Origin of the sequence: Pseudomonas anguilliseptica (genome assembly GCF_021375795.1) — a bacterium.
Classification (GTDB): Bacteria; Pseudomonadota; Gammaproteobacteria; order Pseudomonadales; family Pseudomonadaceae; genus Aquipseudomonas; species Aquipseudomonas anguilliseptica_A.
Genome location: NZ_JAEIOI010000006.1, coordinates 158,970 through 182,868, shown reverse-complemented (window position 1 = coordinate 182,868; position 23,899 = coordinate 158,970). Strand labels below are relative to the sequence as shown.

Here is a 23,899-nt window from a genome sequence, read left to right as displayed (position 1 = left end):
TTCGATTACATCGAGATGTTTTACAACCCCAAGCGACGACATGGTTTCGCTGAGAAGCTGTCACCGATAGAGTTCGAACGTCGTTATTTTCTGAGGCAGGATGGTCTCTAGAAAACCGGGGCCTATTCACTCTGGACGGCGCATCAGAAAGTACGGATTTCTCACCAAGTCTGCCGCCCAGCGCTATGAGCTGGACTACTTCGCCACCTTCAACCAGACCGGCCGGCCGCTGGATGATCGTCTATCTGATCTAGTGAATGTTTGGTATGAGCTGCACGGCTGCTCACTCAAGGATGAGAAAGCCCGGCTTTCTAGAACGAAAGCTATCGTTGAACGCCTTGGTAATCCGCAGGCTTCTGAGTTTGATTCACTCGCATGGGCGCGCTATCGCCAAGCGCGTTTGAAAGAGGCGTCACCGCATACGGTCAACCATGAACAGCGCTATCTGTCGGCTGTGTTCTCTGAGCTGATCCGCCTTGGCGCATGGTCTGGCAAGAACCCGCTCGCCAATATTCGTCAGATCAAGACTGACCAAACCGAGCTGTCTTTTCTCACCCTGGAGCAGATCAACCAGTTGCTGGAAGAGTGCCGCAGATCCAGTAACAACCACACATACCCGGTTGCTCTGATCTGTCTGGCCACAGGTGCGCGGTGGGATGAAGCCGAAAGCCTAGGCCGAGCTGCCATCTTCGGTGGTAAGGCGCATTTTCACCGCACGAAGAACCGCCAGTCTCGTTCGGTGCCGATACCCAAAGAAGTGGAAGAGGCCGCACTCAAGGTAGCCATGCCTGGAACTGGCCGGCTGTTTGTCTCCTGCAGGGCTGCTTTTCGTGGTGCTTATGAGCGCTGCGGCTTCGACACGCCGGGGCAGTTAACCCACATTCTGCGGCACACCTTCGCCAGTCATTACATGATGGCCGGTGGTGACATCCTCAGCCTGCAGCGAATCCTCGGGCATTCCTCCATCACCATGACCATGCGCTATGCACATCTGTCACCGGATCATTTGGAATCAGCTTTACGCCTTTCGCCTCTGCATCAAAGTGGACATTCTGTCTTCAGTGGGTAATGGGCATTTCAATGCATTAAGATCATGGAGAACTACCACTGGAAGGGACTCCCTGTGTTCAATCCGTTTGCCTACGTCATCTCTGTCATAAATGCTGTGCGCGAAATTTTTTCCCTGTCGACGGACTACAAGGACTCCTTTCGCCGCGAAGCCCAGCGCATCATAGACGCGTTCAAGGCTCATAACCTGCCGCCCAATGAGGTTATGCGTTTGCTACCTGACGGTATGCTTGGTGACGATCCTTCAGTGCTCGAGCGCGCAACCACACTGAAGAAAAACCTAAAGCATGTTTCCCCTTGGGTTGCTTCAACTCTCCAGCTCGATCCTCACTGGATTAAAGGCCGTTCCGACTTCCCACATAAGCGAGTCAGCTCTTACAAGCATTTTGCTGAGCTGAAGGACTTTTTTGAGGCCAAGCAGATTGAAGATCCAAACATGGATAGATTTGTTCTCCATGTTTTTAAGGCTGATGACGCCCCTATGGATAAAAGCCAGGGTCGTTTTGTTGTTGTTCTTGAAGAGCATTTTGCTGAGCTGGACGATCAGTATTTTTCGCGCTTTTTCTATCTGAGCCACGGGCATGATTTTGACAATCCGCATGCGCTACTCAATCTTCTTCAGATAATGGCTCTAGCTTTTCACTACGGTATCCACTCTTGGGGGCGCGTCATGAAACCTGCTCATCTCCATGCCTTGGATGAGGGGAGAGGTTTTATTCCGTTGCTTTGGAGAGAAATTCTTGTGAAGAGCTGGTATCCCGAGGACCCCTTGTGGGAGAGGTGCACCGGTGATCAGGTTTGGAATGCTGCGGCTCGCAAAGAGCTTGAAGCGGACTTAATCCGTAACGGCATGTCAGAGCTTGTTCAAAGGCTTCAGGCTGATAGAGATCGCTTCGCCGGAAAACAGCCTGTAGTCGGGATGTAGTCTGTTTGTAGTCTGCCCGGAAAACAAAAAAGGGCTTAGCTTTCGCTAAACCCTTGTTTTGTTTGGTGGCTACGCAGGGACTTGAACCCCGGACCCCAGCATTATGAATGCTATGCTCTAACCAGCTGAGCTACGTAGCCGAGTGGCGCGCATTTTCCGCATCTCTGAGGTTGCTGTCAACCCTGAGGTGAAGATATTTTTTATTTCTATCAACTGCTTAGGTTGCTGCGCGCTTTGGGTGTACGGATAAGCAAAACCCCGCCGAGGCGGGGTTTGTTGTTAAACGTTGAAGCGGAAATGCATGACATCGCCATCCTTGACGATGTACTCCTTGCCTTCGAGGCGCCATTTACCGGCTTCTTTGGTGCCGGCTTCGCCTTTGTACTGAATGAAGTCGTTGTAGGCGATGACTTCTGCGCGGATAAAGCCTTTCTCGAAATCGGTATGGATCACGGCGGCGGCTTGTGGGGCGGTTGCGCCTACCTTGACGGTCCAGGCACGTACTTCCTTCACGCCTGCGGTGAAGTAAGTCTGCAGGTTGAGCAGCTCGTAGCCGGCGCGGATTACGCGGTTGAGGCCGGGTTCTTCCAGGCCTAGGGCTTCGAGGAACATGTCTTTTTCTTCGCCGTCATCCAGTTCGGCAATTTCGGCTTCGATCTTGTTGCACACCGGAACCACCGGAGCGCCTTCGGCGTCGGCAATTGCTTGTACCACGTCGAGCAGCGGGTTGTTCTCGAAGCCGTCTTCGGCGACGTTGGCGATATACATCACCGGCTTGCTGGTGAGCAGGTGAAAGCCACGCACCAGGGCTTTTTCGTCGTCGCCCAAGGTCTTCATCAGGGTGCGCGCCGGCTTGCCCTCGGTGAAGTGAGGGATGAGTTTTTCCAGCAGGGTTTTCTGGGCTACGGCTTCCTTGTCACCGCCTTTGGCGTTGCGGGTGACTTTCTGCAGTTGCTTTTCGCAGCTGTCGAGGTCGGCGAAGATCAGTTCGAGGTCGATGATCTCGATGTCGCGCTTGGGGTCGACGCTGTTGGCGACGTGAATCACGTTGTCGTCCTGGAAGCAGCGCACCACGTGGGCGATGGCGTCGGTCTCGCGGATGTTGGCGAGGAACTTGTTACCCAGGCCTTCGCCTTTGGAGGCGCCTTCTACCAGGCCGGCGATGTCGACGAATTCCATGGTGGTGGGAATTACGCGCTCGGGTTTGACGATTTCAGCCAGGGCATCGAGGCGCGGGTCGGGCATGGGGACGATGCCGCTATTGGGTTCAATGGTGCAGAACGGGAAGTTTTCTGCAGCGATCCCGGATTTGGTGAGGGCGTTGAACAGGGTGGACTTGCCGACGTTTGGCAGGCCGACGATGCCGCAGTTGAATCCCATGATGGTTCCCTCGCGCGCTGGCGATAAAAGGTTAAGAGGTGGCTTTCTGGCTGTGCAGTTTGCGCATGGCTACGGTCCAGTCGCCGGCGAGGATTTCCGGCAGGACGCCCAGGGCAAAGTCGATGCTGGTATCCAGCAGTTCCTGCTCGCTGCGCGGTGCGCGGCCGAGGACGAAGTTGGAAACCATGCTGCTGTGCCCGGGGTGGCCGATGCCAAGCCGCAGACGGTGGAAATTATTCTGATTGCCAAGCTGGGCGATGATGTCGCGCAACCCGTTATGCCCGCCATGCCCGCCACCCTGTTTGAGTTTGGCGACGCCAGGAGGCATGTCGAGTTCGTCGTGGGCCACCAGAATGGCTTCCGGCGCAATGCGGAAGAAATTCGCCAATGCCGCGACAGCCTGGCCGCTGCGGTTCATGTAGGTGGTGGGGATCAACAGACGAACGTCACGGCCTTGGTGGGTGAATTTGCCCACCAGACCAAAATACTTTTTGTCGAGACTCAGGCTAGTCCGTTGACTGTCAGCCAGGCGCTCAACAAAAAGGGCCCCTGCATTATGCCGGGTCTGGTCGTATTCGGGGCCGGGGTTACCCAGGCCAACGATCAGTTGTACGGCAGTCATGTCAGGAGCCCTTGTGTGGAAATCGCTCGGCAGAATCGCATGCCGAGCTGGTTTCCGACGCTGCGAGGATTACTCGGCAGCGCCTTCGTCTTTAGCAACGCGGGAGGCGTGGATGTTGGCCACTGCCAGATCGTTACCGTGAGCCAGTGCGACCAGCTCAACGCCTTTCGGCAGTTTCAGGTCAGCCAGGTGAACGATCTGACCTACTTCAACTTTAGCCATGTCGACTTCGATGAATTCCGGCAGGTCTTTCGGCAGGCAGGACACTTCTACTTCAGCCAGGACGTGGGAAACTTCGCCGCCTTGCTGCTTCACGCCAACCGAAGTTTCCTGGTTGATGAAGTGCAGTGGAATGTGAGCGGTCAGTTTCTGGCCAGCGATTACGCGAACGAAGTCAGCGTGCAGTACGTAGCCTTTGGCTGGATGACGCTGCAGTGCTTTGATCAGAACGCTTTCGGTGCTGCCGGCAACGTTCAGGCTCAGCACGTGGCTGAATGCGGCTTCGTTTTCCAGCAGCTTGGCCAGTTCTTTGGCCAGCAGGCTGATCGATTGCGGGGCTTTCTCACCGCCGTAGATTACGGCAGGAACCATGGCAACGTTACGACGCAGGCGGCGGCTCGCACCTTTCCCCAGGTCGGAACGCACTTCGGCATTCAGGCTAAATTCAACAGTCATTTCACTTCTCCAAAATAACCAAACCGTCCGTTACGCTTGCGACCAGCGACGGGACGGTTGGTTGAAAGGCCTTGCCATCAGGGCAGGGCGTTTGCGCTCAGGGCGTGTTCCGGATTAACGGAACATCGCGCTGATCGATTCTTCATTGCTGATGCGGCGTACCGCTTCAGCGACTACCGGGGCGATATCCAGCTGACGAATGCGCGAGCAGGATTGGGCGGCAGCAGACAGCGGAATGGTGTTGGTCACCACTAGCTCGTCAAGTACGGATTTCTCGATGTTCTCGATTGCGCGGCCAGACAGTACGGCGTGCGTGGCATAGGCGAAGACTTTCGAGGCGCCGTGTTCTTTCAGGGCTTTGGCCGCGTGGCACAGGGTGCCAGCGGTATCGACCATGTCGTCAACCAGGATGCAGGTACGGCCTTCGACATCGCCGATGATGTGCATCACCTCGGAGTGGTTGGCTTTTTCGCGGCGCTTGTCGATGATCGCCAGGTCAACACCCAGGGATTTGGCCACGGCGCGAGCACGCACCACGCCGCCGATATCCGGGGAAACAATCATCAGGTTTTCAAAACGCTGGTCTTCGATGTCATCCACCAGTACTGGGGAGCCGTAGATGTTGTCTACCGGGATATCGAAGAAGCCCTGGATCTGATCGGCATGCAGGTCGACGGTGAGTACACGGTCGATGCCGACGACGGTGAGCATGTCAGCCACGACTTTGGCGCTGATGGCCACGCGAGCGGAGCGCGGGCGGCGATCCTGGCGGGCATAGCCGAAGTAGGGGATAACTGCAGTAATTCGGGTCGCTGAGGAGCGGCGGAAGGCGTCAGCCATCACTACCAGTTCCATCAGGTTATCGTTGGTTGGCGCGCATGTCGGTTGAATCAGGAAGACGTCTTTACCGCGGACGTTTTCGTTGATTTCAATCATGATCTCGCCGTCGGAGAATTTACCGACAGAAGCATCACCGAGGGGAATGTGCAGCTGACGTACGATACGTCGCGCCAGATCGGGGTTAGCGTTCCCCGTAAAGACCATCATCTTGGACACGCGCAGTACCTGCCGGCTGAGTGTATCTGGGTGAGTACAGAAAATGGCAGGGGCGGCTGGATTCGAACCAACGCATGGCAGGATCAAAACCTGCTGCCTTACCGCTTGGCGACGCCCCTGTATCCTGTGTAACCAAATGCTCTGGGTTGTGTATCCGCTCCAGGGCGGAATGGCAGGGGCGGCTGGATTCGAACCAACGCATGGCAGGATCAAAACCTGCTGCCTTACCGCTTGGCGACGCCCCTATTTATACAACCCGTTGCTCTATTAACTGCAGAGCATGCATTCACTTCCTGGCCAGTGTTTCCAGCTTGCGGTGCAACATCGAAACATTGCGACCTTGGGCGATAAAACTTGGCAAAGTGACTGGAAGTTGGCGGGCGACTTTATCAGCATCGTCCTGGTTTGGGAAGCTCCCAAACACACAAGCTCCAGTGCCGGTTAATCGAGTTGGAACAAATTTGTTCAACAGGATCAAAGCGTTATGAACTTCTGGATAACGCTTCTGGACCACCGGCTGGCAGTCATTACGACCACCCCCCTCAAGAAGGCTGCGAACTTTAATGGGCGGCGTATCCCGTGTCAACTCAGGGTCGGAGAAAATTTCCGCTGTGCTGACAAGCACTTGCGGAATCGCCACGAGAAACCAGGGTTCGCTCAGGGTTACTGGTTGCAGCTTTTCCCCAACCCCCTCGGCGAAGGCCGCGTGGCCGCGTACGAACACTGGCACATCGGCGCCCAGACTGAGCCCTAGCGCGGCCAGCTGATCCTCGGAGCAATGCAGCTGCCACAAGTGATTGAGGCCGAGCAGGGTGGTTGCAGCATCCGAACTGCCGCCACCAATGCCGCCGCCCATGGGCAGGCGTTTATCGAGCCAGATGTCTGCGCCCTGGGTGCAGCCGGTGTGCTGCTGGAGCATGCGGGCGGCGCGGACGATCAGGTTGCTGTCATGGGGTACGTCGACGACGGGGGTGTGCAGGCGGATCTCGCTGTCGCTGCGCAGGGCAAACCCCAGCTCGTCGCCGAAGTCGAGAAACTGAAACAGCGTTTGCAGCTCGTGGTAACCGTCGGGGCGGCGGCCGAGGATGTGCAGCATCAGGTTGAGCTTGGCCGGTGCCGGCAGAATCAATTCGGCAGCGGCGGGTATTGCCGGGGCGCTCATTGGCCGAGCTGGCGCGGTTGCCAGTCCTTGATCACCAGTGTGACCTGCAGATCGAAGCCGCTCAGTTTGATGCGTTCCGGCAGCCAGAAACCATTCTGCTCAGCGTAACTCAGGTATTCGACGTACCAGCCATCCTGACTCAGCTGTGCCAGGTGGCTCTGGCCGTCGAGGTTCAGGCGGCTCTGACTGTCCGGTGAGGGCAGGCCACGAATCCACCAGAGCAGATGGGAGACCGGCAGATTGAGGCCGAGCTGGTCTTGCAGCAGCTGCTCCGGCGAGGCCGCCTGATAGCGACCTTGATTCGCCACTTCCAGGAGAATTTCGCCCGGCCGGCCAGTGAGGCGTGCGGCGCCGCGACCGAGTGGGCCGGAGAGGCGAATGTCGTAGTAGTCCTGTCGTTGCAACCAGAACAGGGTGCCGCTGCCCGAGTCTTTCGGTGCGCGGATGCCAACCTTGCCATTGATTTGCCAGGCATCCAGGCTACTGATGCGCTGTTTGTGGGCTTGCCAGCTCTGTGCGTCGCCCTGGCCTTCCAGGGCTTCTTTCGAGGTCAGGCCGGCGCAGCCTGTCAGTAAGGCGATCAGGCTGAAAACCAGCAGGTGGTGGGCAAGCTTCACAGCGTTTCGGCTCCGGTCAGGCGCAGTAAGGTACTGCGCAGAATGTCGCTGTCGGGTTGTTGCTTCAGGGCTTCGCGCCAGAGTGTGCGCGCTTCTTTCTGTTTGCCCTGGAACCACAGTACCTCGCCCAGATGGGCGGCAACTTCGTGGTCGGGAAACTCCTGCATAGCCTTGCGCAGCAGGCGCTCGGCTTCATCCAGATTACCCAGGCGGTAATTAACCCAGCCAAGGCTGTCGAGAATGGCCGGATCACCGGGGTTGAGCTGGTAGGCCTGTTCGATCAGTTGTTTAGCTTCGGCGTAGCGGGTGGTGCGATCGGCCAGTGTGTAACCCAGGGCGTTGAGGGCCATGGCGTTGTCGGGTTCGCGCTCCAGAATAAAGCGCAGATCCTCTTCCAGCAGTGCCAGGTCGCCGCGTTTTTCCGCCAGCATGGCGCGGGTGTAGAGCAGGTTGAGGTCTTCCGGGAACTGTTCCAGGGCTTGCTCAATGACTTGCCAGGCACGCTCGCTGTTGCGTTGTTTGGACCAGGCTTCAGCTTCGAGCAGGTACAGCTGAATGGCGTAGTCAGGCTGGCTTTCACGGGCGCGATTAAGACGCTCCGCGGCTTCCTCGCCACGTTGCTGTTTGAACAGCAGTTCGCTCTGTCGGGCCTGGGCTGGCAGGTAGTCGTTGCCCGGGCCAACCAGGGCGTACTCGATCAGGGCGCTGGGGATGTCGTCCAATTCTTCGTAGGCGCGGGCTAGGTTGTAATGCGCAGCATCGCTGTGGCTGCCGCGCTCGATCAGTTCTTGTAGGTAGACGATGGCTTCTTTCCAGGCTTTGGCTTCCAGGCAGACAAGAGCCAGGGAGAAGCGTAGGTCATCGTCGTTGGGGTATTGCTGCAGTAGTGAGGCGAATTCGCCCTTGGCGTCGTCCAGACGATTTTCCGCAACCAGCAGGCGCGCGTAGGTCAGGCGCAGGCGTTTGTCGTTCGGGTACTGCGCAATGCCCTTTTCCAGCAGCGGCAGGGCGTCGTCATTACGCTCCAGGCTTTGCAGCAGGCGTGCATGCAGGAGGATCGAGGCAATCGGGCGGTTTTTGCTGGGTTGCTCTTCGAGCAGTTCCAGGGCTTCCTGCGGGCGACCATCCTGTTGCAACAACAGTGCTTTGCCGAACTGCAGCTGGCTGTTGTCCGGGTATTTCGCTTGCAGGCGATCGAAACTCTGCAGCAGGCCGGCGCGGGTGTCCGGGTCGGTTTCTGCGGCGGACAGGGCGAGGAAGTCGAAATGCGTATCGCCCTGACGTTGCAGTACCTGCTCCATAAATGTCATGGATTCGTCATAGCGGCCGGCGCGGGCCAGTTGCACGGCGGCAGCACGTTGGGCGTCGATGTTCTCGGGTGCGGTCTTGGCCCACAGCAGGCTGGTTTCCAGGGCGGGCTGTTCGGCGCCAAGGTATTCGGCAATACGAAAGCCGCGTTCGGCGACGCCTGCATCCTGAGTGGCCTTGGCCTGCTGGACGTAGTTTTCCAGGGCGATATCAAAACGGTTGCGCTGGCCGGCCAGTTCTGCGGTCAGCAGCGCCAGCAGGGTTTCCTGGCTGAACGCGCGATACACCTGCGGCTGTGCGGGCGTGGCAACGGCGGCCGGGTCTTCCACGGGTGGTGTGCCATCCGGGGAAGAGGGGGCAAAGGTCTGGCAGCCACTTAACAAGGCAGCGGCAGTCAGCAAGGCAAAGGATCTATTCATAAGAAGAGTATGTGGCCAACCTGCGGTCTGGGCATCATGACACAAGCGCTGGGGCAAGCCCATGGGCTGCCATGATCGCGGTGAGAGAGATAAAGCTGCCTATAGGGACAATAAACCGCAGTGGTTGTTCTCGCATTGCCGAAGTAGGACAATTGCCGGCTTCCACTCCCTGTCAGCGATCGTGCATGGCCTTTATTGCCCTCGGTATCAACCACAAGACCGCCTCGGTGGATGTCCGCGAACGCGTGGCGTTCACTCCCGAGCAGTTGGTTGAGGCATTGCAGCAGTTGTGTCAGCGCACCAGCAGCCGTGAAGCGGCGATTCTGTCGACCTGCAATCGCAGTGAGTTGTACCTCGAACAGGATGACCTGAGTGCCGATGAGGTGCTGGCCTGGCTGGCTAATTACCACCAGCTGAGCCTCGACGAGTTGCGTGCCTGCGCCTATATCCATGCCGATGACCAGGCCGTGCGACATATGATGCGTGTCGCCTCGGGGCTGGATTCCATGGTGCTGGGCGAGCCGCAGATTCTCGGTCAGATGAAATCGGCGTTTGCTGTGGCCCGTGAAGCTGGCACCCTTGGCCCGCTGCTCGGGCGGCTGTTTCAGGCCACCTTCAGCACCGCCAAGACCGTGCGCACCGATACCGCAATTGGTGAAAACCCGGTATCGGTGGCCTTTGCCGCCGTCAGCCTGGCCAAGCAGATTTTCGCTGACCTGCACCGCAGCCAGGCGCTGCTGATCGGTGCCGGCGAGACCATCAGCCTGGTCGCACGTCACCTGCATGATCAGGGCATCAAACGCATCGTGGTAGCCAACCGTACATTGGAGCGCGCCAGCAGCCTGGCCGAACAGTTCGGTGCGCACGCCGTGCTGCTCTCGGAAATCCCCGATGAGCTGGTCAACAGCGATATCGTCATCAGCTCCACCGCCAGCCAGCTGCCGATTCTCGGCAAGGGCGCGGTGGAGCGGGCGCTGAAACAGCGCAAGCACAAGCCGATCTTTATGGTCGACATTGCCGTGCCGCGTGATATCGAGCCGGAAGTTGGCGAGCTGGATGATGTCTACCTCTATACCGTCGATGACCTGCACGAAGTCATCGCGGAAAATCTCAAGAGCCGTCAGGGCGCGGCTCAGGCCGCTGAAGAGCTGGTCAGTGTCGGCGCTCAGGACTTTATGCAGCGCCTGCGCGAGCTGGCAGCCGTGGATGTGCTCAAGGCCTATCGTCAGCAGGCTGAGCGCCTGCGTGACGAGGAACTGAGCAAGGCCCTGCGCCTGCTGAGCAACGGCAGCTCCGCCGAAGATGTGCTGGCGCAACTGGCCCGTGGCCTGACCAACAAGTTGCTGCATGCGCCCAGCGTGCAGCTGAAAAAATTCTCTGCCGATGGCCGCGTCGACGCGCTGGGCGTGGCGCAGGAACTGTTTGCCCTCGACGAGGGCGCGCCGTCTGTTTCGACTCATAGCGGTTCGGCCAATCAATAAAGGTCTGCAATGAAAGCGTCACTGATCAATAAACTCGACCTGTTGCAGGATCGTTTCGAAGAGCTGACCGCGCTGCTCGGGGATGCTGAAGTGATCAGCAACCAGACGCAGTTTCGTGCCTATTCCAAGGAATACGCCGAGCTTGAACCGGTGTACCAGGCGTTCAGCAGCTTCCGTAAGGTGCAGAGCGATCTGGAAGGTGCGCAGGCGCTGCTCAAGGACAGCGACCCGGACATGCGCGAAATGGCCGAGGAAGAAGTCGCCGAAGCCAAGGCGCAATTGATCGAACTGGAAGCCACGCTGCAGCGCATGCTGCTGCCGAAAGACCCCAACGACGGTCGTAACGTGTTCCTTGAAGTGCGCGCCGGCACCGGTGGTGACGAAGCGGCGATCTTCTCCGGTGACCTGTTCCGCATGTACTCGCGTTATGCCGAGAAGCAGGGCTGGCGCGTGGAAGTGCTGTCGGCCAGCGAAGGCGAACATGGCGGCTATAAAGAGGTCATTGCCCGGGTCGAGGGCGACAACGTCTACGGCAAGCTCAAGTTCGAGTCGGGTGCACACCGCGTGCAGCGCGTGCCGGAAACCGAATCCCAGGGCCGTATCCACACCTCGGCCTGTACGGTTGCGGTGTTGCCCGAGCCGGACGAGCAGATGGCCATCGACATCAACCCGGCCGATCTGCGCGTGGACACCTACCGCAGCTCCGGCGCCGGTGGTCAGCACGTCAACACCACCGACTCGGCGATCCGCATCACCCACATCCCCACCGGCACCGTGGTGGAATGTCAGGAAGAACGCTCGCAACACAAGAACCGCGCCAAGGCCATGGCCTGGCTCGCGGCCAAGTTGAAGGATCAGCAGGAAGCCGCTGCGCACAAGGAAATTTCCGACTCGCGCAAACTGCTGGTGGGCTCCGGTGACCGCTCCGAGCGCATCCGCACCTACAACTTCCCGCAAGGCCGAGTCACCGATCACCGTATCAACCTGACCCTGTATTCGCTGAACGAAGTGATTGCCGGCGGTGTTGAAGCGATTATCGAGCCGCTGCTGGTGGAATATCAGGCCGATCAGCTGGCTGCGCTGGGCGATTGATGCGCGCTCTACCTGCGGGGGATGCCCCTGTAGGCGCGAGCTTGCTCGCGATGCTTTTCGTTCGTTGATCGCCAGCAAGCTGGCTCCTACAAAAGCGCTGCCCTATGGCCACTATCGAATCGTTGCTGCAAAACGCCGAACTGCCTGATTCGCCTACTCCACGGCTGGACGCAGAGCTTTTGCTCGCCCATGTTCTGGGCAAGTCGCGCAGTTACCTGCATACCTGGCCGGAGCGTGAGCTTGAGGCCGAACTGCTTGAGCGTTATCAGGCGATGCTGGTGCGGCGTCAGGCTGGCGAGCCGGTGGCCTATATTCTCGGTCAGCAGGGCTTCTGGAGCCTGGAACTGGAGGTCGCCTCGCACACCCTGATTCCCCGGCCGGATACCGAGCTGCTGGTGGAGACTGTTCTCGCGCTGCTGCCGGCCACGCCCGCTGCGCTGCTTGATCTGGGCACCGGCACCGGTGCGATTGCCCTAGCCTTGGCCAGCGAGCGTCCGGCCTGGCGTTTGACCGGTGTGGATCGTGTGCCTGAGGCGGTGGCCCTGGCTGCACGCAACGGTGCGCGCCTCAAATTGGCCAATGCCAGCTTTGTTGCAAGCCACTGGTTCAGTGCCCTGGCCGGTCAGCGTTATCAGCTGATCGTCAGCAATCCGCCCTATATCGCTGCCGCTGATCGGCACCTGACAGAAGGCGATGTGCGCTTCGAGCCAAGCAGCGCTCTGGTGGCCGGTGCCGATGGGCTGGACGATATTCGTCTGATCATTGCCCAGGCGCCGGACTATCTTGAAGCGGGCGGCTGGCTGCTGCTGGAACATGGTTTCGATCAGGCCGCAGCAGTGCGCGAGCTGCTTAGCGCGCGTGGCTTTAGCGCGGTGGAAAGCCGGCGTGACCTCGGCGGCCATGAGCGCATCAGTCTGGGACGCTTCGATAATGAGTGACGCCATGAGTCCGCACGACATGCTGAATGATGAAGAACTGCTGCGCTACAGCCGGCAGATCCTTTTGCAACAGATCGATATCGCCGGCCAGCTGCGTCTGAAAAACAGCCGTGCGCTGATTATCGGCCTTGGCGGTTTGGGCTCGCCGGTGGCGCTGTACCTGGCTGCAGCCGGGGTTGGTGAGTTGCATCTGGCGGATTTCGATACGGTCGATCTGACCAACTTGCAGCGGCAGATCGCTCACGACACCGCCAGCATCGGCCAGAGCAAGGTCGACTCGGCGAGCAAGCGTCTGCTCGCGATCAACCCGCAACTGCGTCTGCAAGCGCACCGGCAGGGGCTGGACAGCGACTCCCTGGCCGCAGCGGTGGCGGCGGTGGATCTGGTGCTGGATTGCTCGGACAACTTCAGCACCCGCGAAGCGGTCAACGCCGCGTGCGTAGCGGCCAAGGTGCCGCTGGTCAGTGGTGCGGCGATCCGCCTGGAAGGCCAGCTGTCGGTATTCGACCCGCGCCGCGATGACAGCCCCTGCTACCACTGCATCTACGGTCACGGCAGCGAGGCCGAGCTGACCTGCAGCGAAGCCGGTGTGGTCGGCCCGTTGGTCGGTCTGGTTGGCAGCCTGCAAGCGCTGGAAGCCCTGAAAATACTGGCGCAGTTCGGTGAGCCACTGGTCGGCCGCTTGCTGCTGATCGATGCCCTTGGCAGCCGTTTCCGTGAACTGCGGGTCAAGCGTGATCCGGGCTGCAGTGTGTGCGGTGCGCAGGGTGAGTAACGCGCCGATTGGTGTGTTCGATTCCGGCGTCGGCGGGTTGTCGGTGCTGCGCGAAATTCGCGCGTTGTTGCCCCATGAGTCACTGCTGTATGTCGCCGACAGCGGCCATGTGCCTTACGGCGAAAAGAGCCCGGAATTTATCCGCGAACGCTGCCGGGTACTGGCCGAGTTTCTGCTGGCCCAGGGCGCCAAGGCGCTGGTGCTGGCCTGCAACACCGCCACGGTGGCAGGTGTTGCCGAGTTGCGTGAGTTGTATCCACAGCTGCCCTTGGTGGGTATGGAACCAGCGGTCAAGCCGGCGGCGGCCGCGACGCAATCCGGCGTGGTGGGCGTGCTGGCCACCACAGGCACGCTGAAAAGCGCCAAGTTCGCCGCCTTGCTCGATCGCTTTGCCAGTGATGTGCGGGTGATTACTCAGCCATGTCCGGGGCTGGTCGAGCGGATTGAAGCCGGCGAACTGGACAGTCCCGCCACCCGTGAGTTGCTGCAGGGCTTTGTCGCGCCGCTATTGGCCGAGGGCTGCGACACGCTGATTCTAGGTTGCACTCATTACCCCTTTATAAAACCGTTGCTGCGCAGCCTGGTGCCGGACTCGATCAGCCTGATCGACACTGGAGCGGCGGTGGCGCGCCAAGTCCAGCGCCTGCTGGCGGCGCGTGAGTTGCTGGCCGCGGGGCCGGCACAGCCCACGGCGTTCTGGTCCAGTGCCGAACCGGCGGCTATGCAACGGGTGCTGCCGCTGCTCTGGGATGAAGTCAGTCAGGTACGCCGCCTACCCTGATGCGCCGGTTCGCTATGGGCTTTCTCAACGGCTAAAGATTTCTATACTCTCAGACGGCGTCTAGATACACGTCCGTATTGGCTGAACAAGGAAATTGCCATGAAAAAAGTCGTGACCTTGGCTGCGCTGGCGGCCTTGGCTTGGGGGCAGGTGAGTGCCGTGCAGGCGATGGACCTGAGTGTTGCCATCGGGCAAACCGGGGATTCGACCATGACCTATCGCCTGGGTACGCAGTTCGACTTCAAGCAGAGCTGGTTTGCCAGTGATGTCGGTCGCCTGACCGGCTACTGGGATGCTGCCTACACCTACTGGGATGGTGACAAAACCGCCAGCAACCACAGCCTGTCCCTGAGCCCGGTGTTTGTTTACGAGTTTGCCGGTGAGCGCTTCAAACCCTACATCGAAGCCGGTATCGGCATTGCCGCGTTCAGCAGCACCGAGATAGAAGATAACGACCTGGGTTCTTCCTTTCAGTTTGAAGACCGCCTCGGTTTTGGTGTGCGCTTCGCCGGCCAGGAAGTCGGCGTGCGCGCCCTGCATTACTCCAACGCCGGGCTTAAACAACCTAACGATGGTGTTGAGAGCTATAGCCTGCATTACCGCCTGAGTTTCTAGCAGTTTGTGCGGTAAAAAAGCCGGATTGCGATCCGGCTTTTTTATGGTCATCGCTGGGCAACGTCAGAGATTGTTCGGCAGTAACCCGCGCTCTCAGCGGTAGATGCTGCTCATGCCTTTGCGCTCATCCAGGCATTCCGGTGAGGCGGTTTCGAATTCGCGGCAGATCAGTGGGCGCACTTCGTAGATGGTGCAGCGCATGCTGTCGCGGTCCAGTGCGGCGCACCAGCCGTCGTCCAGGCGCAGCATGACTTCGCCGCCCCAGTCATCGGTGTCGATATAGCGCGGTGGCACGCCGGTGTCGGTGATCAGCATGACTTCCAGCTGACAGCAGCAGGCGGCGCAGTTGCTGCAACTGATGGCAGGTTCGTCGGCGAGTTGGGTGTGGGGGATGCGTTGGCTCATGCGCTGCAGTGTACGCCATCGGCATTAGGCCGGAGGCGATGGCCGACGCAGGGTGGCGGGCGCTATATCCGTCCGGCCCCGCGCTGAGCCTGCCGGTTAAGCCGATTGGCGTGCGCGCAGGCGCTGTTCGTACTGGCTGCGATAGAGCTTGGCGAAGCCGTGCAAAACGGGCATTACCAGCGCCCAGATAGCGCCGATCAGCAGCAGGCTTTGCCAGGTGCCGTAGGGCAGGCCGACGCCGGCGATCTGTGCGCCGCCGTAATAGGACAGTGGTGCGCCAATCGCGCCGAGCAGGCTGCCGCGCCACCAGGGTTGCGCGGTCCAGGCCAGGCAGTGGTTGAGTGTGGTGGCCATCAGCAGCCACAGGCTGGCCAGCCACAGCGGGATCAGCGTGCGTGGCTCGCCGAAGTCGAACACGCCGAGGTTGAGCAGAAAACTGTCCAGCGCACTGCCGGCAAGAAACACGCTGATCAGCAGTTTGCCTTCCTCCGCCCAACTGCTGGTCCACAGCAGATGCACCGCTAGCACCGCTGCGACAATCAGCAGCCACAGGCTGTCACCACCGAAGACGCAGGCGAACCAGCCGAGCTGAAATAGCAGGGTGTTGACGAGCAGCTTAGCCATCGAAATTTCCTAGAAGTGGTGCCGGACGGGCGGCCGGTTTGGCCAGCAGCAATTGCGCGGTGCCGATGGTGCGCTCGATAAAGCCGCCCTCGCAATAGCACAGGTAGAACTCCCACAGGCGGAAGAAGTAATCGTCGTAGCCTTGCTGTTCCAGCTTGTGCAGCGCCAGACGCAGGTTGTCGTGCCAGATGCGCAGGGTGCGGGCGTAGTGCAGGCCGAAGTCTTCCATATGGTGCAGGTTCATATCGGTCTTGGCGCTGATGATTTCCAGCATCTTGTTCACCGAAGGCAGGGCGCCGCCGGGAAAAATGTAGCGCTGGATAAAGTCCACGGCGTTTTTCGCCTGCTCGTAGCGCTGGTCACGGATGGTAATGGCTTGCAGCAGCATCAGGCCGTCGGGCTTGAGCAGGTTGGCGCATTGCTGGAAGTAGGTGGGCAGGAAACGATGACCCACTGCCTCGATCATCTCGATCGACACCAGCTTGTCGTACTGGCCGGCCAGGTCGCGGTAGTCCTCCAGCAGCAGGGTGATTTGCCCTTGCAGGCCTTGCTCCTGAATGCGTCGTTCGGTGTAGGCGAACTGCTCGCGCGACAGGGTGGTGGTGGTCACCTTGCAGCCGTAGTGGGTGGCGGCGTAAATCGCCATGCTGCCCCAGCCGGTGCCGATCTCCAGCAGGTGGTCGCTGGGCTTGAGGGCAAGCTTCTGGCAGATACGTTCGAGCTTGTTCAGCTGCGCCTGTTCCAGGCTGTCATCGGCACTGCGGAACATCGCCGCCGAGTACATCATGGTCGGGTCGAGGAACTGCTCGAACAGCTCGTTGCCCAGGTCATAGTGGGCAGAGATGTTCTTGCGCGAGCCTTTGCGGGTGTTGCGGTTGAGCCAGTGCAGGCCCTGGATCAGTGGGCGGCCCAGCTGGGCCAGGCCGCTTTCCATGGCGTCGAGTACGTCGAGGTTGCTGACGAAGACGCGAATCACCGCCGTCAGGTCCGGGGTGGTCCAGTAACCGTGGATATAGGCTTCGCCCGAGCCGATTGAGCCGTTGCCGGCCACCAGCCCCCAGACGGCACCATCCTGCACCCGGATCTCGGCACTCAGGCTGGAGTGGACATCGCCGAACTCCATGCGCTCGTCACCTTCAATGATCACCAGTTGGCCGTGGCGCAGCTGTTTCAGCTGGCGCAGTACCGCACGGCGCAGCAGGCTGGCACCAATGCCGCTGCCGGCGCGCACCACATGTTTGGCGGAGGTCAGGCTAGAGCTTTTCATGGATGGCGTCCTTTGATGCGGGGCGGGCGACGCGGAAATCACCTTCAGCGGCCCGATGGGTGAACAGGGGAATACGTTTGAGCAGCAGACGCAGGGCTTGCCAGTAAATGGCGGCCACGGTCTTGCCGGTCATCCAGGGAAATTGCAGCAAATAGCGATGCAGGCTGGCGCGGTTGAGCTCGGTGCGTTGCAGGCTGAGGCTGGCATCGAAGAGTTTGTCCTCGCCCTGCCAGTCGGCCATGTGAATACCCAGGCGCTCGCCGGCTGGGCTGAAACTCATGCGGTATTCCAGCTCGCGCGGCAGAAAGGGTGAGACGTGAAAGGCCTTGGCCACTGCGACGTGCAGGTGTCCCTCGCCCTCGGCGGGTAATACGTAGTGATAGCGTTCACGCCAGGGTGTATTGCTCACTTCGCAGAGAATCGCCGCCAGACGGCCATCGGCCTCATGGCAGTAAAAGAAGCTCGCCGGGTTGAAGCTCAGCCCCCAGCTGCGCGGCTGGGTCAGCAGGCAGATGCGGCCCAGTGGCGTGCGGCCCAGCGCTTCCGTCACGCGCTGGCGTACGGCATCGATCAAGTGGGTACCGGCCCCGGTGAACTGTGGCAGGTAATCGGTTTCACGAAAGGCAAAAGGTGCAAAGCGGCCCCGCCCGGCCAGGGGCGACAGTGCGAGCACGGCGTCCTGCTCGCTCAGGTCGAGGTAGAGCAGGCCCATGCGGTAGCGGAAGTTGTGCAGCCGCGGGGCAAAGCGCCGGTGCTGCACCCAGCCGCTATACAGGGCGCTGTTCAATGCCGTTGGGCTGTCCACTAAAGCGCCTCGCCGAATTCACGGGCCACGCGCAGCGCGCTGACCACGCCATCTTCATGGAAGCCATTGGCCCAGTAGGCGCCGCAGAAGTAGCTGTGGTTGGCCCCCAGCAATTCTTCCCAGCGCGCCTGCGCAGCCATGCCGGCCAGGCTGTATTGCGGGTGGGCATAGGTGTAGCGCGCCAGGATCTTGCTTGGGTCGATGGCGGCGGTCTGGTTCAGGCTGACGCAGAAGGTGGTGTCGCTCTGGATGCCTTGCAGGATGTTCATGTCGTAGGTGACGGCTGCCGGTTGATCCACCGGGCCGCCGAGGCGGTAGTTCCAGCTGGCCCAGGCCAGTGGACGTTTTGGCAGCAGACGGGTGTCGGTGTGCAGCACCACGTCATTGTCGGCATAGGGCAGCGCACCGAGGATGGCCTGTTCGGTCTGTGTCGGTGCAGCCAGCAGTGCCAGAGCCTGGTCGCTGTGGCAGGCAAACACCACCTTGTCGAAACGCTCGCTACCGGCAGCGCTGTGCACAGTCACGCTGTCGCCATCGCGCTCAACCCGGTTCACCGCGCAGTTGAGGCGGATGTGTTGTTTGAACGATTCAGTCAGCGGCGCTACATAGCTGCTGGAGCCGCCTTCGATCACGCACCACTGTGGGCGATCACTGACTGACAGCAGGCCGTGGTTCTTGAAGAAGCGCACAAAGAACTGCAGCGGGAAGCCGAGCATGTCATTCAGCGACATCGACCAGATCGCCGCGCCCATGGGCACGATGTAGTGCTGGATAAACCGCTCGCTGTAACCATTGGCCTTGAGGTAATCGCCCAGGGTCATGTCGGCGTCGATGCGCTGGTTGTTGAGGTCGTTCAGCGCCTCGCGGTTGAAACGCAGAATGTCGCGCACCATGCCGATGAATTTGGGCGACACCAGATTGCTGCGTTGGGCGAACAGGGTATTGATGTTGTGCCCGTTGTATTCCACGCCGCTTAGCGGGTCGCTGACCGAGAAGCTCATCTCGGTGTCCTTGAACCCCACCCCCAGCTGGCTGAGCAGGCGGATAAAGTTCGGGTAGGTCCAGTCGTTGAACACGATAAAACCGGTGTCCACAGCGTACCGCTGCCCCTTCACCTCAACATCAACGGTGTGGGTGTGACCGCCGATCCAGTCGCTGGCCTCAAACACCGTGATGTCGTGACGGCGGTTGAGCAGATAAGCGCTGGTGAGGCCGGCAATGCCGCTGCCGATAATGGCAATTTTCATGGACTGTCCTTAGGTCTTGGCTTCGGTGCGGGCCATACGGGCGCCGAGGGCAACCTGCAGGCCTTTGGGCAGGCGCCCGAGTAGTTTGAGAATGGCAATAAAGGGGCCAGGGAAAGCGATTTCAAAGGGCTGCTTTTCCAGCCGCTGAGCGATGTAAGCGGCGGCTTTGTCCACCGGCCAGCGCATGGGCATGGAGAAGTCGTTTTTCTGTGTCAGCGGAGTGTCGACAAACCCGGGGCTGACCAGGGTGACGGCAATGTTTTCCGCGTGCAGGTCGATGCGCAGGGCTTCCAGCAGGTAGCGCATGGCGGCCTTGGAGGCACCGTAGGCTTCGGCGCGCGGCAATGGCATAAAGGTCACCGAGCTGCCGACGCCCACCAGGTGCGGGCGATTACCCAGACGCAGCAGGGGCAGGGCGGCTTCGATGCAGTAGCTGGCCGAGAACAGGTTGGCGCGCATCACCCGTTCGACCATGGCCGCCTCGAAGCTGCGCACTTCCACGTATTCGCAGGTGCCGGCATTGAGGATGGCGCAGTCCAGCGCACCCCAAACCTGAGCGATGTGCTCACCGATGCTGCGCACTTGCGTGGCATCACTGAGGTCGCCGGCCACCACCAGCACTTGCAGCGGGTAGCGTTTGGCCAGGGCTTGCAGCGGTTCGACGCTGCGCGCACTGAGGGCCAGGCGATGGCCTTGCTCGAGCAGCTGTTCGGCCAGTGCCGCGCCAATACCGCTGCTGGCACCGGTGAGCCAGATACGCCGTGCGTTCGCGTTCATGCCAACCTCCGTTTCAGCCAGTGGATTGCTGCGCCGAGTAAGGGCAGGTGCTCGTAGAGCAGGCTGCCGGCGTCGAAATAGTCACGGTGACGATAGACTTTGTCGTGCCACAACAGGTGCGAGCAGCCTTCCACGCGGATCAGTTGGCCGCCGGCCAGGCGCGGATGGCGGTAGCTCATGGTCCAGCGCAGGTAGCCTTCGCCGTCGCGTACCTGATCGAAGCCGTAGAAGTCGAAGCGCAGCTCGCTGACGTTGGCGTACATCTCGCCGAAGTAACGCTGCATATTGGCCAGCCCACGCACCTCATGCAGCGGGTCACAGAACAGCGCATCGTCGCTGTAGAGCTGGCCGAGGCGGTCGAGGTTGTCCTTGTTCAGCCCGGCAAAGTCCTGGGCGAACTGGCGCAGAAAGTCGCTCACAGCACCTCCTCCCCGGCAAAGTGCGGCAGGCTTTTGAATGCGGCGAGGGCACGCGTACGGCTTTTACTCAGGTCGACAATCGGTGCGGGGTAGTCGGCGATGCCGAACAGGCCGCCCATGGCCGCAGGGTTATGAATATTGGTTTTGTTCAAACCGACCAGTTCGGGCAGCCACTGGCGGATAAAACGCCCGTCCGGGTCGAATTTCTGCGACTGGCTCAGCGGGTTGAAGATGCGGAAATACGGCGCCGAATCGGTGCCGGTAGACGAACTCCACTGCCAGCCGCCGTTGTTCGCCGCCAGGTCACCGTCGATCAGGTGGCGCATAAAGAAGCGCTCGCCTTCACGCCAGTCGATCAGCAGATTCTTGGTCAGAAACATCGCCACGATCATGCGCAGGCGATTGTGCATCCAGCCGGTGGCCAGCAGCTGGCGCATCGCTGCATCGACAATCGGGAAGCCGGTACGGCCTTGTTGCCAGGCTTTCAGCTCCAGCGGCGCATCACGCCAGGCCACGGCTTCGGTTTCCGGGCGGAAGGCGCGGTGCATGGATACACGCGGGTAGCCGACCAGGATGTGCTTGTAGAACTCACGCCAGAGCAGCTCGTTGATCCAGGTGATGACGCCGATATTGCCGCTGTCGAATTCGCCCTGATTGACCGTCAGCGCTGCATGCAGGCACTGGCGTGGCGAGATCACTCCTGCGGCCAGGTAGGCGGACAGCTGGCTGGTGCCGGGCTGTGCGGGGAAGTCGCGGGCGCTTTGGTAGAAGTCGATCTGTTGCGCGGCGAAATCACCCAGACGCCGTGCGGCTTCGGCCTCACCGGCCGGCCACAACTCACGCAGGGCTGCTGGGGGAAGGGCAAAACCGGCAACCTGCTCGGGAATAGCATCGCCTTGGATCGCCAGCGGCACCTGCGCCTTGGGTGTGGCGATCAGTGCGGGCAGGGCACTGTGCAGGCGCTGGTAGCAGACCTTGCGGAACTGGCTGTAGACCTGAAAGTAACCGCCGGATTTGGTCAGCACGCTGCCGGGCTTGAAGAACAGTTGATCCAGGTGGCTGTGAAAATTCACTCCCAGACCATCAAGGGTTCGCGCCACGGCCTGATCGCGGCGGCTTTCATGCACGCCGTATTCTTCATTGACCTGCACGCTGCCGATCTGCAGTTGCTGGCACAGCTCAGCGATCACCTGCGGTGCGGCGCTCCAGTCGTCGGCCTCGCGCACCAGCAGCGGTACGTTGAGCTTGCCCAGTTCAGTGGCCAGTTCTTTGAGGTTGCGCAGCCAGAAGTCGACCTTGCTCGGCGCGTCATCATGGGCCAACCACTGGCCGGGGCTGAGCAGGAACAACGCCACGGTCGGACCACTGCGCATGGCGGCTGCCAGGGCGCTGTTGTCCTGTACCCGCAGGTCGGTGCGGAACCACATCAATTGCAGCATGTTGAATCCTGTTAGCTGTGCAGCAGGTTGAGATCGGTGAGGCTGTGCAGGGCGGCCAGTGGGTCGGCGGCCAGGCTCAGTTCGGCATTCTGTGCGGTGATGTTCTGCAGCTCGTTGGCGTGGATCTGCACTACTTGCCCGACTAGCAGGCAGGGGCAGTCGTAACCGCCAAGCAGGCGTTGCAGGTGGTTGCTGTTCAATGCCTGACTGGAATACAGCAGTACCGCGCGCGGCTGGATATGTTCAACCGCCAGGGCCAGTTCGGTGGGCGGCAGTGGCCAGTCGAAGACGTCCACCGGGCTGCCGGCACTGCTCGCCAGCCAGGCCGTGAGCCACAGACCGGGGGCCATCGGCAGGTCGGACACGTTGATCAGCAGCAGCGGCGCGCCGTTGTACTGGCGATTGTTGTGGTACAGGCGGGCACCGAGTTTGCTGCGCAGCCAGGAGTAGAAGAACACCCGCTCGGCCTGCGCGCCGAACTGGTTGCGCCAGCGCAGATCAAGCTCGCTGAGCAGTGGCAGCAGCAGTTGCTGGCACAGAGTATGCGGCGGGTAGAGTGCCAGCTCGCTGTTGAAGCAATCGTCCAGACGCCGCTCGTTGAGGTTGCAGATGGCTTCCTGCAACTGCTGACGTTTGCTCTCCCACTGCGAGCTGGCTTCGGCAAAGGCTGGTTGATTGGAGCGCAGCAGGCCCTTGACCTGGCTGACCGACACGCCACGGTCCAGCCAGGTCAGAATCGCCTGGATGCGCGTGACATGTTCCTCGGAATACAGACGATGACCTTTGGGCGTGCGGTGCGGCACGATCAGCCCATAGCGGCGTTCCCAGGCACGCAGGGTGACGGCGTTGACCCCGGTGATGCGCGCCACATCGCGAATCGGCATAAAGCCCTGGGCGATCGCGGCTTGATAGTCGTCGGCGGCCTGGCTGTCACTGATCGGTTCAAGGCTCATAGGGCATTTCGCAGGCTGAGGTTTTCCGGGTGCGGCTGCAGGTAGACCTGCTGCGCGATGTAACGGTCGGGATGACGGCGGAAGTGGTGTTTGAGCAGGGTCATGGGCACCACCAGCGGCACCACGCCATGGCGGTACTGGCCGATCAGTTGCTGCATTTCCTGTTTCTCTTCGCTGCTCAGCGATTGTTTGAGGTAACCGCTGAGGTGCTGCAACACGTTGCTGTGGGTGCGGCGTGTGGCGCAGCTTTTCAGTGCACTCATCAGCTCGCTGAAGTAGCGCGGCGCCAGTTCGTTGATGTCGTGCTGGCCGAGGTTGCCGAGCATGCGCCCGAGCAGCTTGTACTGCATGGGGTTGGTTGCCATTAGCAGATATTTGTAGCGCGAGTGGAAGTCGATCAGGCTTTTGCGTGTCAGGCCATCACGCAGCAGCTGTTGCCACTGGGAATAGGCGAATACGCGGGTAATGAAATTTTCGCGCAGGATCGGGTCGTTCAGGCGGCCGTCTTCTTCTACCGGCAGGTTCGGGTGGCGGGCGCAGAAGGCCTGAGCAAAGAGGCCGCGGCCCGGCTCGCTGGGGCGGCCGTTGTCCTGGTAGACCTTGACCCGATGCAGGCCGCAGGACGGCGACTGCTGCATAAAGATGTAGCCGCAGATATCGGTCAGTTCAGCGGCCATCTGCTCGCCATATGCAGCCAGCGGCGCGGTCACATCCACGGCACGGTTAACCGTGCCGACGGCGCGCGGCGCTTGCGGATCACCAACCAGGCGGATCGGCTCACGCGGCGTGCCCATGCCAATGGCCACTTCCGGGCACACCGGGGCGAAGTCGAAATGCTCGCTGAGGATACGGCTGCACAGGCGCGATTCCTTGTGCCCGCCGTTGTAACGCACCTCATTGCCCAGCAGGCAGGCACTGATACCCAGTTTGGGTTTAGCGACGGCGTTGGCGGATGGGCTCATGGATAACCTCTGATGTACGACTTGTACAGATCCTGGTGGATGTACAACTTGAGTTCATCATAGGTTTGTAATTGTACAAGTCAATAT

26 protein-coding genes and 3 tRNA genes are annotated in these 23,899 nt (G+C 60.4%); 9 read left to right on the top strand and 20 right to left on the bottom strand.

What is annotated here, in order from left to right:
- The 3 genes from IOD17_RS18035 to IOD17_RS18025 form a co-directional block, all read left to right on the top strand.
- Nucleotides 1–111: IS3 family transposase (locus tag IOD17_RS18035; RefSeq protein ID WP_233686017.1), on the top strand; the 111-nt coding region annotated here is incomplete at its 5' end.
- Complete coding sequence (locus tag IOD17_RS18030) at nt 101–1,069, top strand: tyrosine-type recombinase/integrase (RefSeq protein WP_233686402.1); 969 nt, start codon at nt 101–103, stop codon at nt 1,067–1,069. The genes IOD17_RS18035 and IOD17_RS18030, both read left to right, overlap by 11 nt.
- Before the next feature lie 24 nt (nt 1,070–1,093).
- Nucleotides 1,094–1,993, top strand: a complete 900-nt coding sequence (locus IOD17_RS18025) for a hypothetical protein (RefSeq protein WP_233686401.1) — start codon at nt 1,094–1,096, stop codon at nt 1,991–1,993.
- A gap of 63 nt (nt 1,994–2,056) precedes the next feature.
- Here the strand turns inward: IOD17_RS18025 and IOD17_RS18020 are convergent.
- The 10 genes from IOD17_RS18020 to IOD17_RS17975 form a co-directional block, all read right to left on the bottom strand.
- A tRNA-Met gene (locus IOD17_RS18020) sits at nt 2,057–2,133 on the bottom strand.
- 139 nt (nt 2,134–2,272) lie between these two features.
- Nucleotides 2,273–3,373 carry a redox-regulated ATPase YchF gene (gene ychF / locus IOD17_RS18015; protein ID WP_233686400.1) on the bottom strand — a complete coding sequence of 367 codons (1,101 nt, stop codon included), beginning with the start codon at nt 3,371–3,373 and terminating at the stop codon, nt 2,273–2,275.
- A 31-nt stretch (nt 3,374–3,404) separates the two neighbouring features.
- Nucleotides 3,405–3,995: an aminoacyl-tRNA hydrolase gene (pth, locus tag IOD17_RS18010; RefSeq protein ID WP_233686399.1), complete on the bottom strand. Its 591-nt coding sequence runs from the start codon at nt 3,993–3,995 to the stop codon at nt 3,405–3,407.
- Between the two features lie 69 nt (nt 3,996–4,064).
- Nucleotides 4,065–4,670 carry a 50S ribosomal protein L25/general stress protein Ctc gene (locus IOD17_RS18005; protein WP_233686398.1) on the bottom strand — a complete coding sequence of 202 codons (606 nt, stop codon included), beginning with the start codon at nt 4,668–4,670 and terminating at the stop codon, nt 4,065–4,067.
- 114 nt (nt 4,671–4,784) lie between these two features.
- Nucleotides 4,785–5,726 carry a ribose-phosphate pyrophosphokinase gene (locus IOD17_RS18000; protein WP_090251437.1) on the bottom strand — a complete coding sequence of 314 codons (942 nt, stop codon included), beginning with the start codon at nt 5,724–5,726 and terminating at the stop codon, nt 4,785–4,787.
- A gap of 44 nt (nt 5,727–5,770) precedes the next feature.
- Nucleotides 5,771–5,845, bottom strand: a tRNA-Gln gene (locus tag IOD17_RS17995).
- A gap of 51 nt (nt 5,846–5,896) precedes the next feature.
- Nucleotides 5,897–5,971, bottom strand: a tRNA-Gln gene (locus IOD17_RS17990).
- A gap of 41 nt (nt 5,972–6,012) precedes the next feature.
- Nucleotides 6,013–6,888, bottom strand: coding sequence for a 4-(cytidine 5'-diphospho)-2-C-methyl-D-erythritol kinase (gene ispE, locus IOD17_RS17985; protein WP_233686397.1), 876 nt, complete (start codon nt 6,886–6,888; stop codon nt 6,013–6,015).
- Nucleotides 6,885–7,505: a lipoprotein insertase outer membrane protein LolB gene (gene lolB, locus IOD17_RS17980; protein ID WP_233686396.1), complete on the bottom strand. Its 621-nt coding sequence runs from the start codon at nt 7,503–7,505 to the stop codon at nt 6,885–6,887. The genes ispE and lolB overlap by 4 nt, the downstream gene beginning before the upstream one ends.
- Nucleotides 7,502–9,232: a tetratricopeptide repeat protein gene (locus tag IOD17_RS17975; protein WP_233686395.1), complete on the bottom strand. Its 1,731-nt coding sequence runs from the start codon at nt 9,230–9,232 to the stop codon at nt 7,502–7,504. Before IOD17_RS17975 ends, lolB begins: the two co-directional genes overlap by 4 nt.
- 185 nt (nt 9,233–9,417) lie before the next feature.
- Here IOD17_RS17975 and hemA point away from each other — a divergent pair, with 185 nt between their 5' ends.
- From hemA to IOD17_RS17945, 6 genes are all read left to right on the top strand, one after another.
- Entirely contained in the window at nt 9,418–10,713 is a 1,296-nt protein-coding gene (gene hemA, locus IOD17_RS17970) for a glutamyl-tRNA reductase (protein ID WP_233686394.1), read from the top strand.
- A 9-nt stretch (nt 10,714–10,722) separates the two neighbouring features.
- Entirely contained in the window at nt 10,723–11,805 is a 1,083-nt protein-coding gene (gene prfA / locus IOD17_RS17965) for a peptide chain release factor 1 (RefSeq protein ID WP_233686393.1), read from the top strand.
- A 104-nt stretch (nt 11,806–11,909) separates the two neighbouring features.
- Nucleotides 11,910–12,743, top strand: a complete 834-nt coding sequence (prmC, locus tag IOD17_RS17960; RefSeq protein ID WP_233686392.1) for a peptide chain release factor N(5)-glutamine methyltransferase — start codon at nt 11,910–11,912, stop codon at nt 12,741–12,743.
- A 19-nt stretch (nt 12,744–12,762) separates the two neighbouring features.
- Nucleotides 12,763–13,518: a molybdopterin-synthase adenylyltransferase MoeB gene (locus tag IOD17_RS17955; protein ID WP_233686410.1), complete on the top strand. Its 756-nt coding sequence runs from the start codon at nt 12,763–12,765 to the stop codon at nt 13,516–13,518.
- Nucleotides 13,511–14,299 (top strand): glutamate racemase, encoded by a 789-nt coding sequence (murI, locus tag IOD17_RS17950; protein ID WP_233686391.1) that lies wholly within the window; start codon nt 13,511–13,513, stop codon nt 14,297–14,299. Before IOD17_RS17955 ends, murI begins: the two co-directional genes overlap by 8 nt.
- A 99-nt stretch (nt 14,300–14,398) precedes the next feature.
- On the top strand, nt 14,399–14,914 hold the full coding sequence (locus IOD17_RS17945; protein WP_233686390.1) for an acyloxyacyl hydrolase: 516 nt from the start codon (nt 14,399–14,401) through the stop codon (nt 14,912–14,914).
- A gap of 93 nt (nt 14,915–15,007) precedes the next feature.
- On the opposite strand, the gene IOD17_RS17940 is transcribed toward IOD17_RS17945, so the two are convergent.
- From IOD17_RS17940 to IOD17_RS17895, 10 genes are all read right to left on the bottom strand, one after another.
- On the bottom strand, nt 15,008–15,319 hold the full coding sequence (locus IOD17_RS17940) for a YkgJ family cysteine cluster protein (RefSeq protein WP_233686389.1): 312 nt from the start codon (nt 15,317–15,319) through the stop codon (nt 15,008–15,010).
- A 96-nt stretch (nt 15,320–15,415) separates the two neighbouring features.
- Nucleotides 15,416–15,943, bottom strand: coding sequence for a DUF2878 domain-containing protein (locus IOD17_RS17935; RefSeq protein WP_233686388.1), 528 nt, complete (start codon nt 15,941–15,943; stop codon nt 15,416–15,418).
- The gene (locus IOD17_RS17930) at nt 15,936–17,210 is read right to left on the bottom strand and encodes an SAM-dependent methyltransferase (protein ID WP_233686387.1); all 1,275 of its coding nucleotides are present in this window, start codon (nt 17,208–17,210) and stop codon (nt 15,936–15,938) included. The genes IOD17_RS17935 and IOD17_RS17930 overlap by 8 nt, the downstream gene beginning before the upstream one ends.
- Nucleotides 17,197–17,997 carry a DUF1365 domain-containing protein gene (locus IOD17_RS17925; protein WP_233686409.1) on the bottom strand — a complete coding sequence of 267 codons (801 nt, stop codon included), beginning with the start codon at nt 17,995–17,997 and terminating at the stop codon, nt 17,197–17,199. Before IOD17_RS17925 ends, IOD17_RS17930 begins: the two co-directional genes overlap by 14 nt.
- A gap of 17 nt (nt 17,998–18,014) precedes the next feature.
- A complete protein-coding gene (locus IOD17_RS17920; protein WP_233686386.1) occupies nt 18,015–19,262 on the bottom strand; it encodes an NAD(P)/FAD-dependent oxidoreductase in 1,248 nt (415 codons plus the stop codon).
- 9 nt (nt 19,263–19,271) lie between these two features.
- Nucleotides 19,272–20,039 carry an SDR family NAD(P)-dependent oxidoreductase gene (locus IOD17_RS17915; RefSeq protein WP_233686385.1) on the bottom strand — a complete coding sequence of 256 codons (768 nt, stop codon included), beginning with the start codon at nt 20,037–20,039 and terminating at the stop codon, nt 19,272–19,274.
- Nucleotides 20,036–20,458: a nuclear transport factor 2 family protein gene (locus IOD17_RS17910; protein ID WP_233686384.1), complete on the bottom strand. Its 423-nt coding sequence runs from the start codon at nt 20,456–20,458 to the stop codon at nt 20,036–20,038. Before IOD17_RS17910 ends, IOD17_RS17915 begins: the two co-directional genes overlap by 4 nt.
- The gene (gene phrB, locus IOD17_RS17905; RefSeq protein WP_233686408.1) at nt 20,455–21,894 is read right to left on the bottom strand and encodes a deoxyribodipyrimidine photo-lyase; all 1,440 of its coding nucleotides are present in this window, start codon (nt 21,892–21,894) and stop codon (nt 20,455–20,457) included. Before phrB ends, IOD17_RS17910 begins: the two co-directional genes overlap by 4 nt.
- 14 nt (nt 21,895–21,908) lie before the next feature.
- Complete coding sequence (locus IOD17_RS17900) at nt 21,909–22,850, bottom strand: MerR family transcriptional regulator (RefSeq protein ID WP_233686383.1); 942 nt, start codon at nt 22,848–22,850, stop codon at nt 21,909–21,911.
- Nucleotides 22,847–23,812: a YbgA family protein gene (locus IOD17_RS17895; RefSeq protein WP_233686382.1), complete on the bottom strand. Its 966-nt coding sequence runs from the start codon at nt 23,810–23,812 to the stop codon at nt 22,847–22,849. The genes IOD17_RS17900 and IOD17_RS17895 overlap by 4 nt, the downstream gene beginning before the upstream one ends.
- Nucleotides 23,813–23,899: the final 87 nt, after the last annotated feature.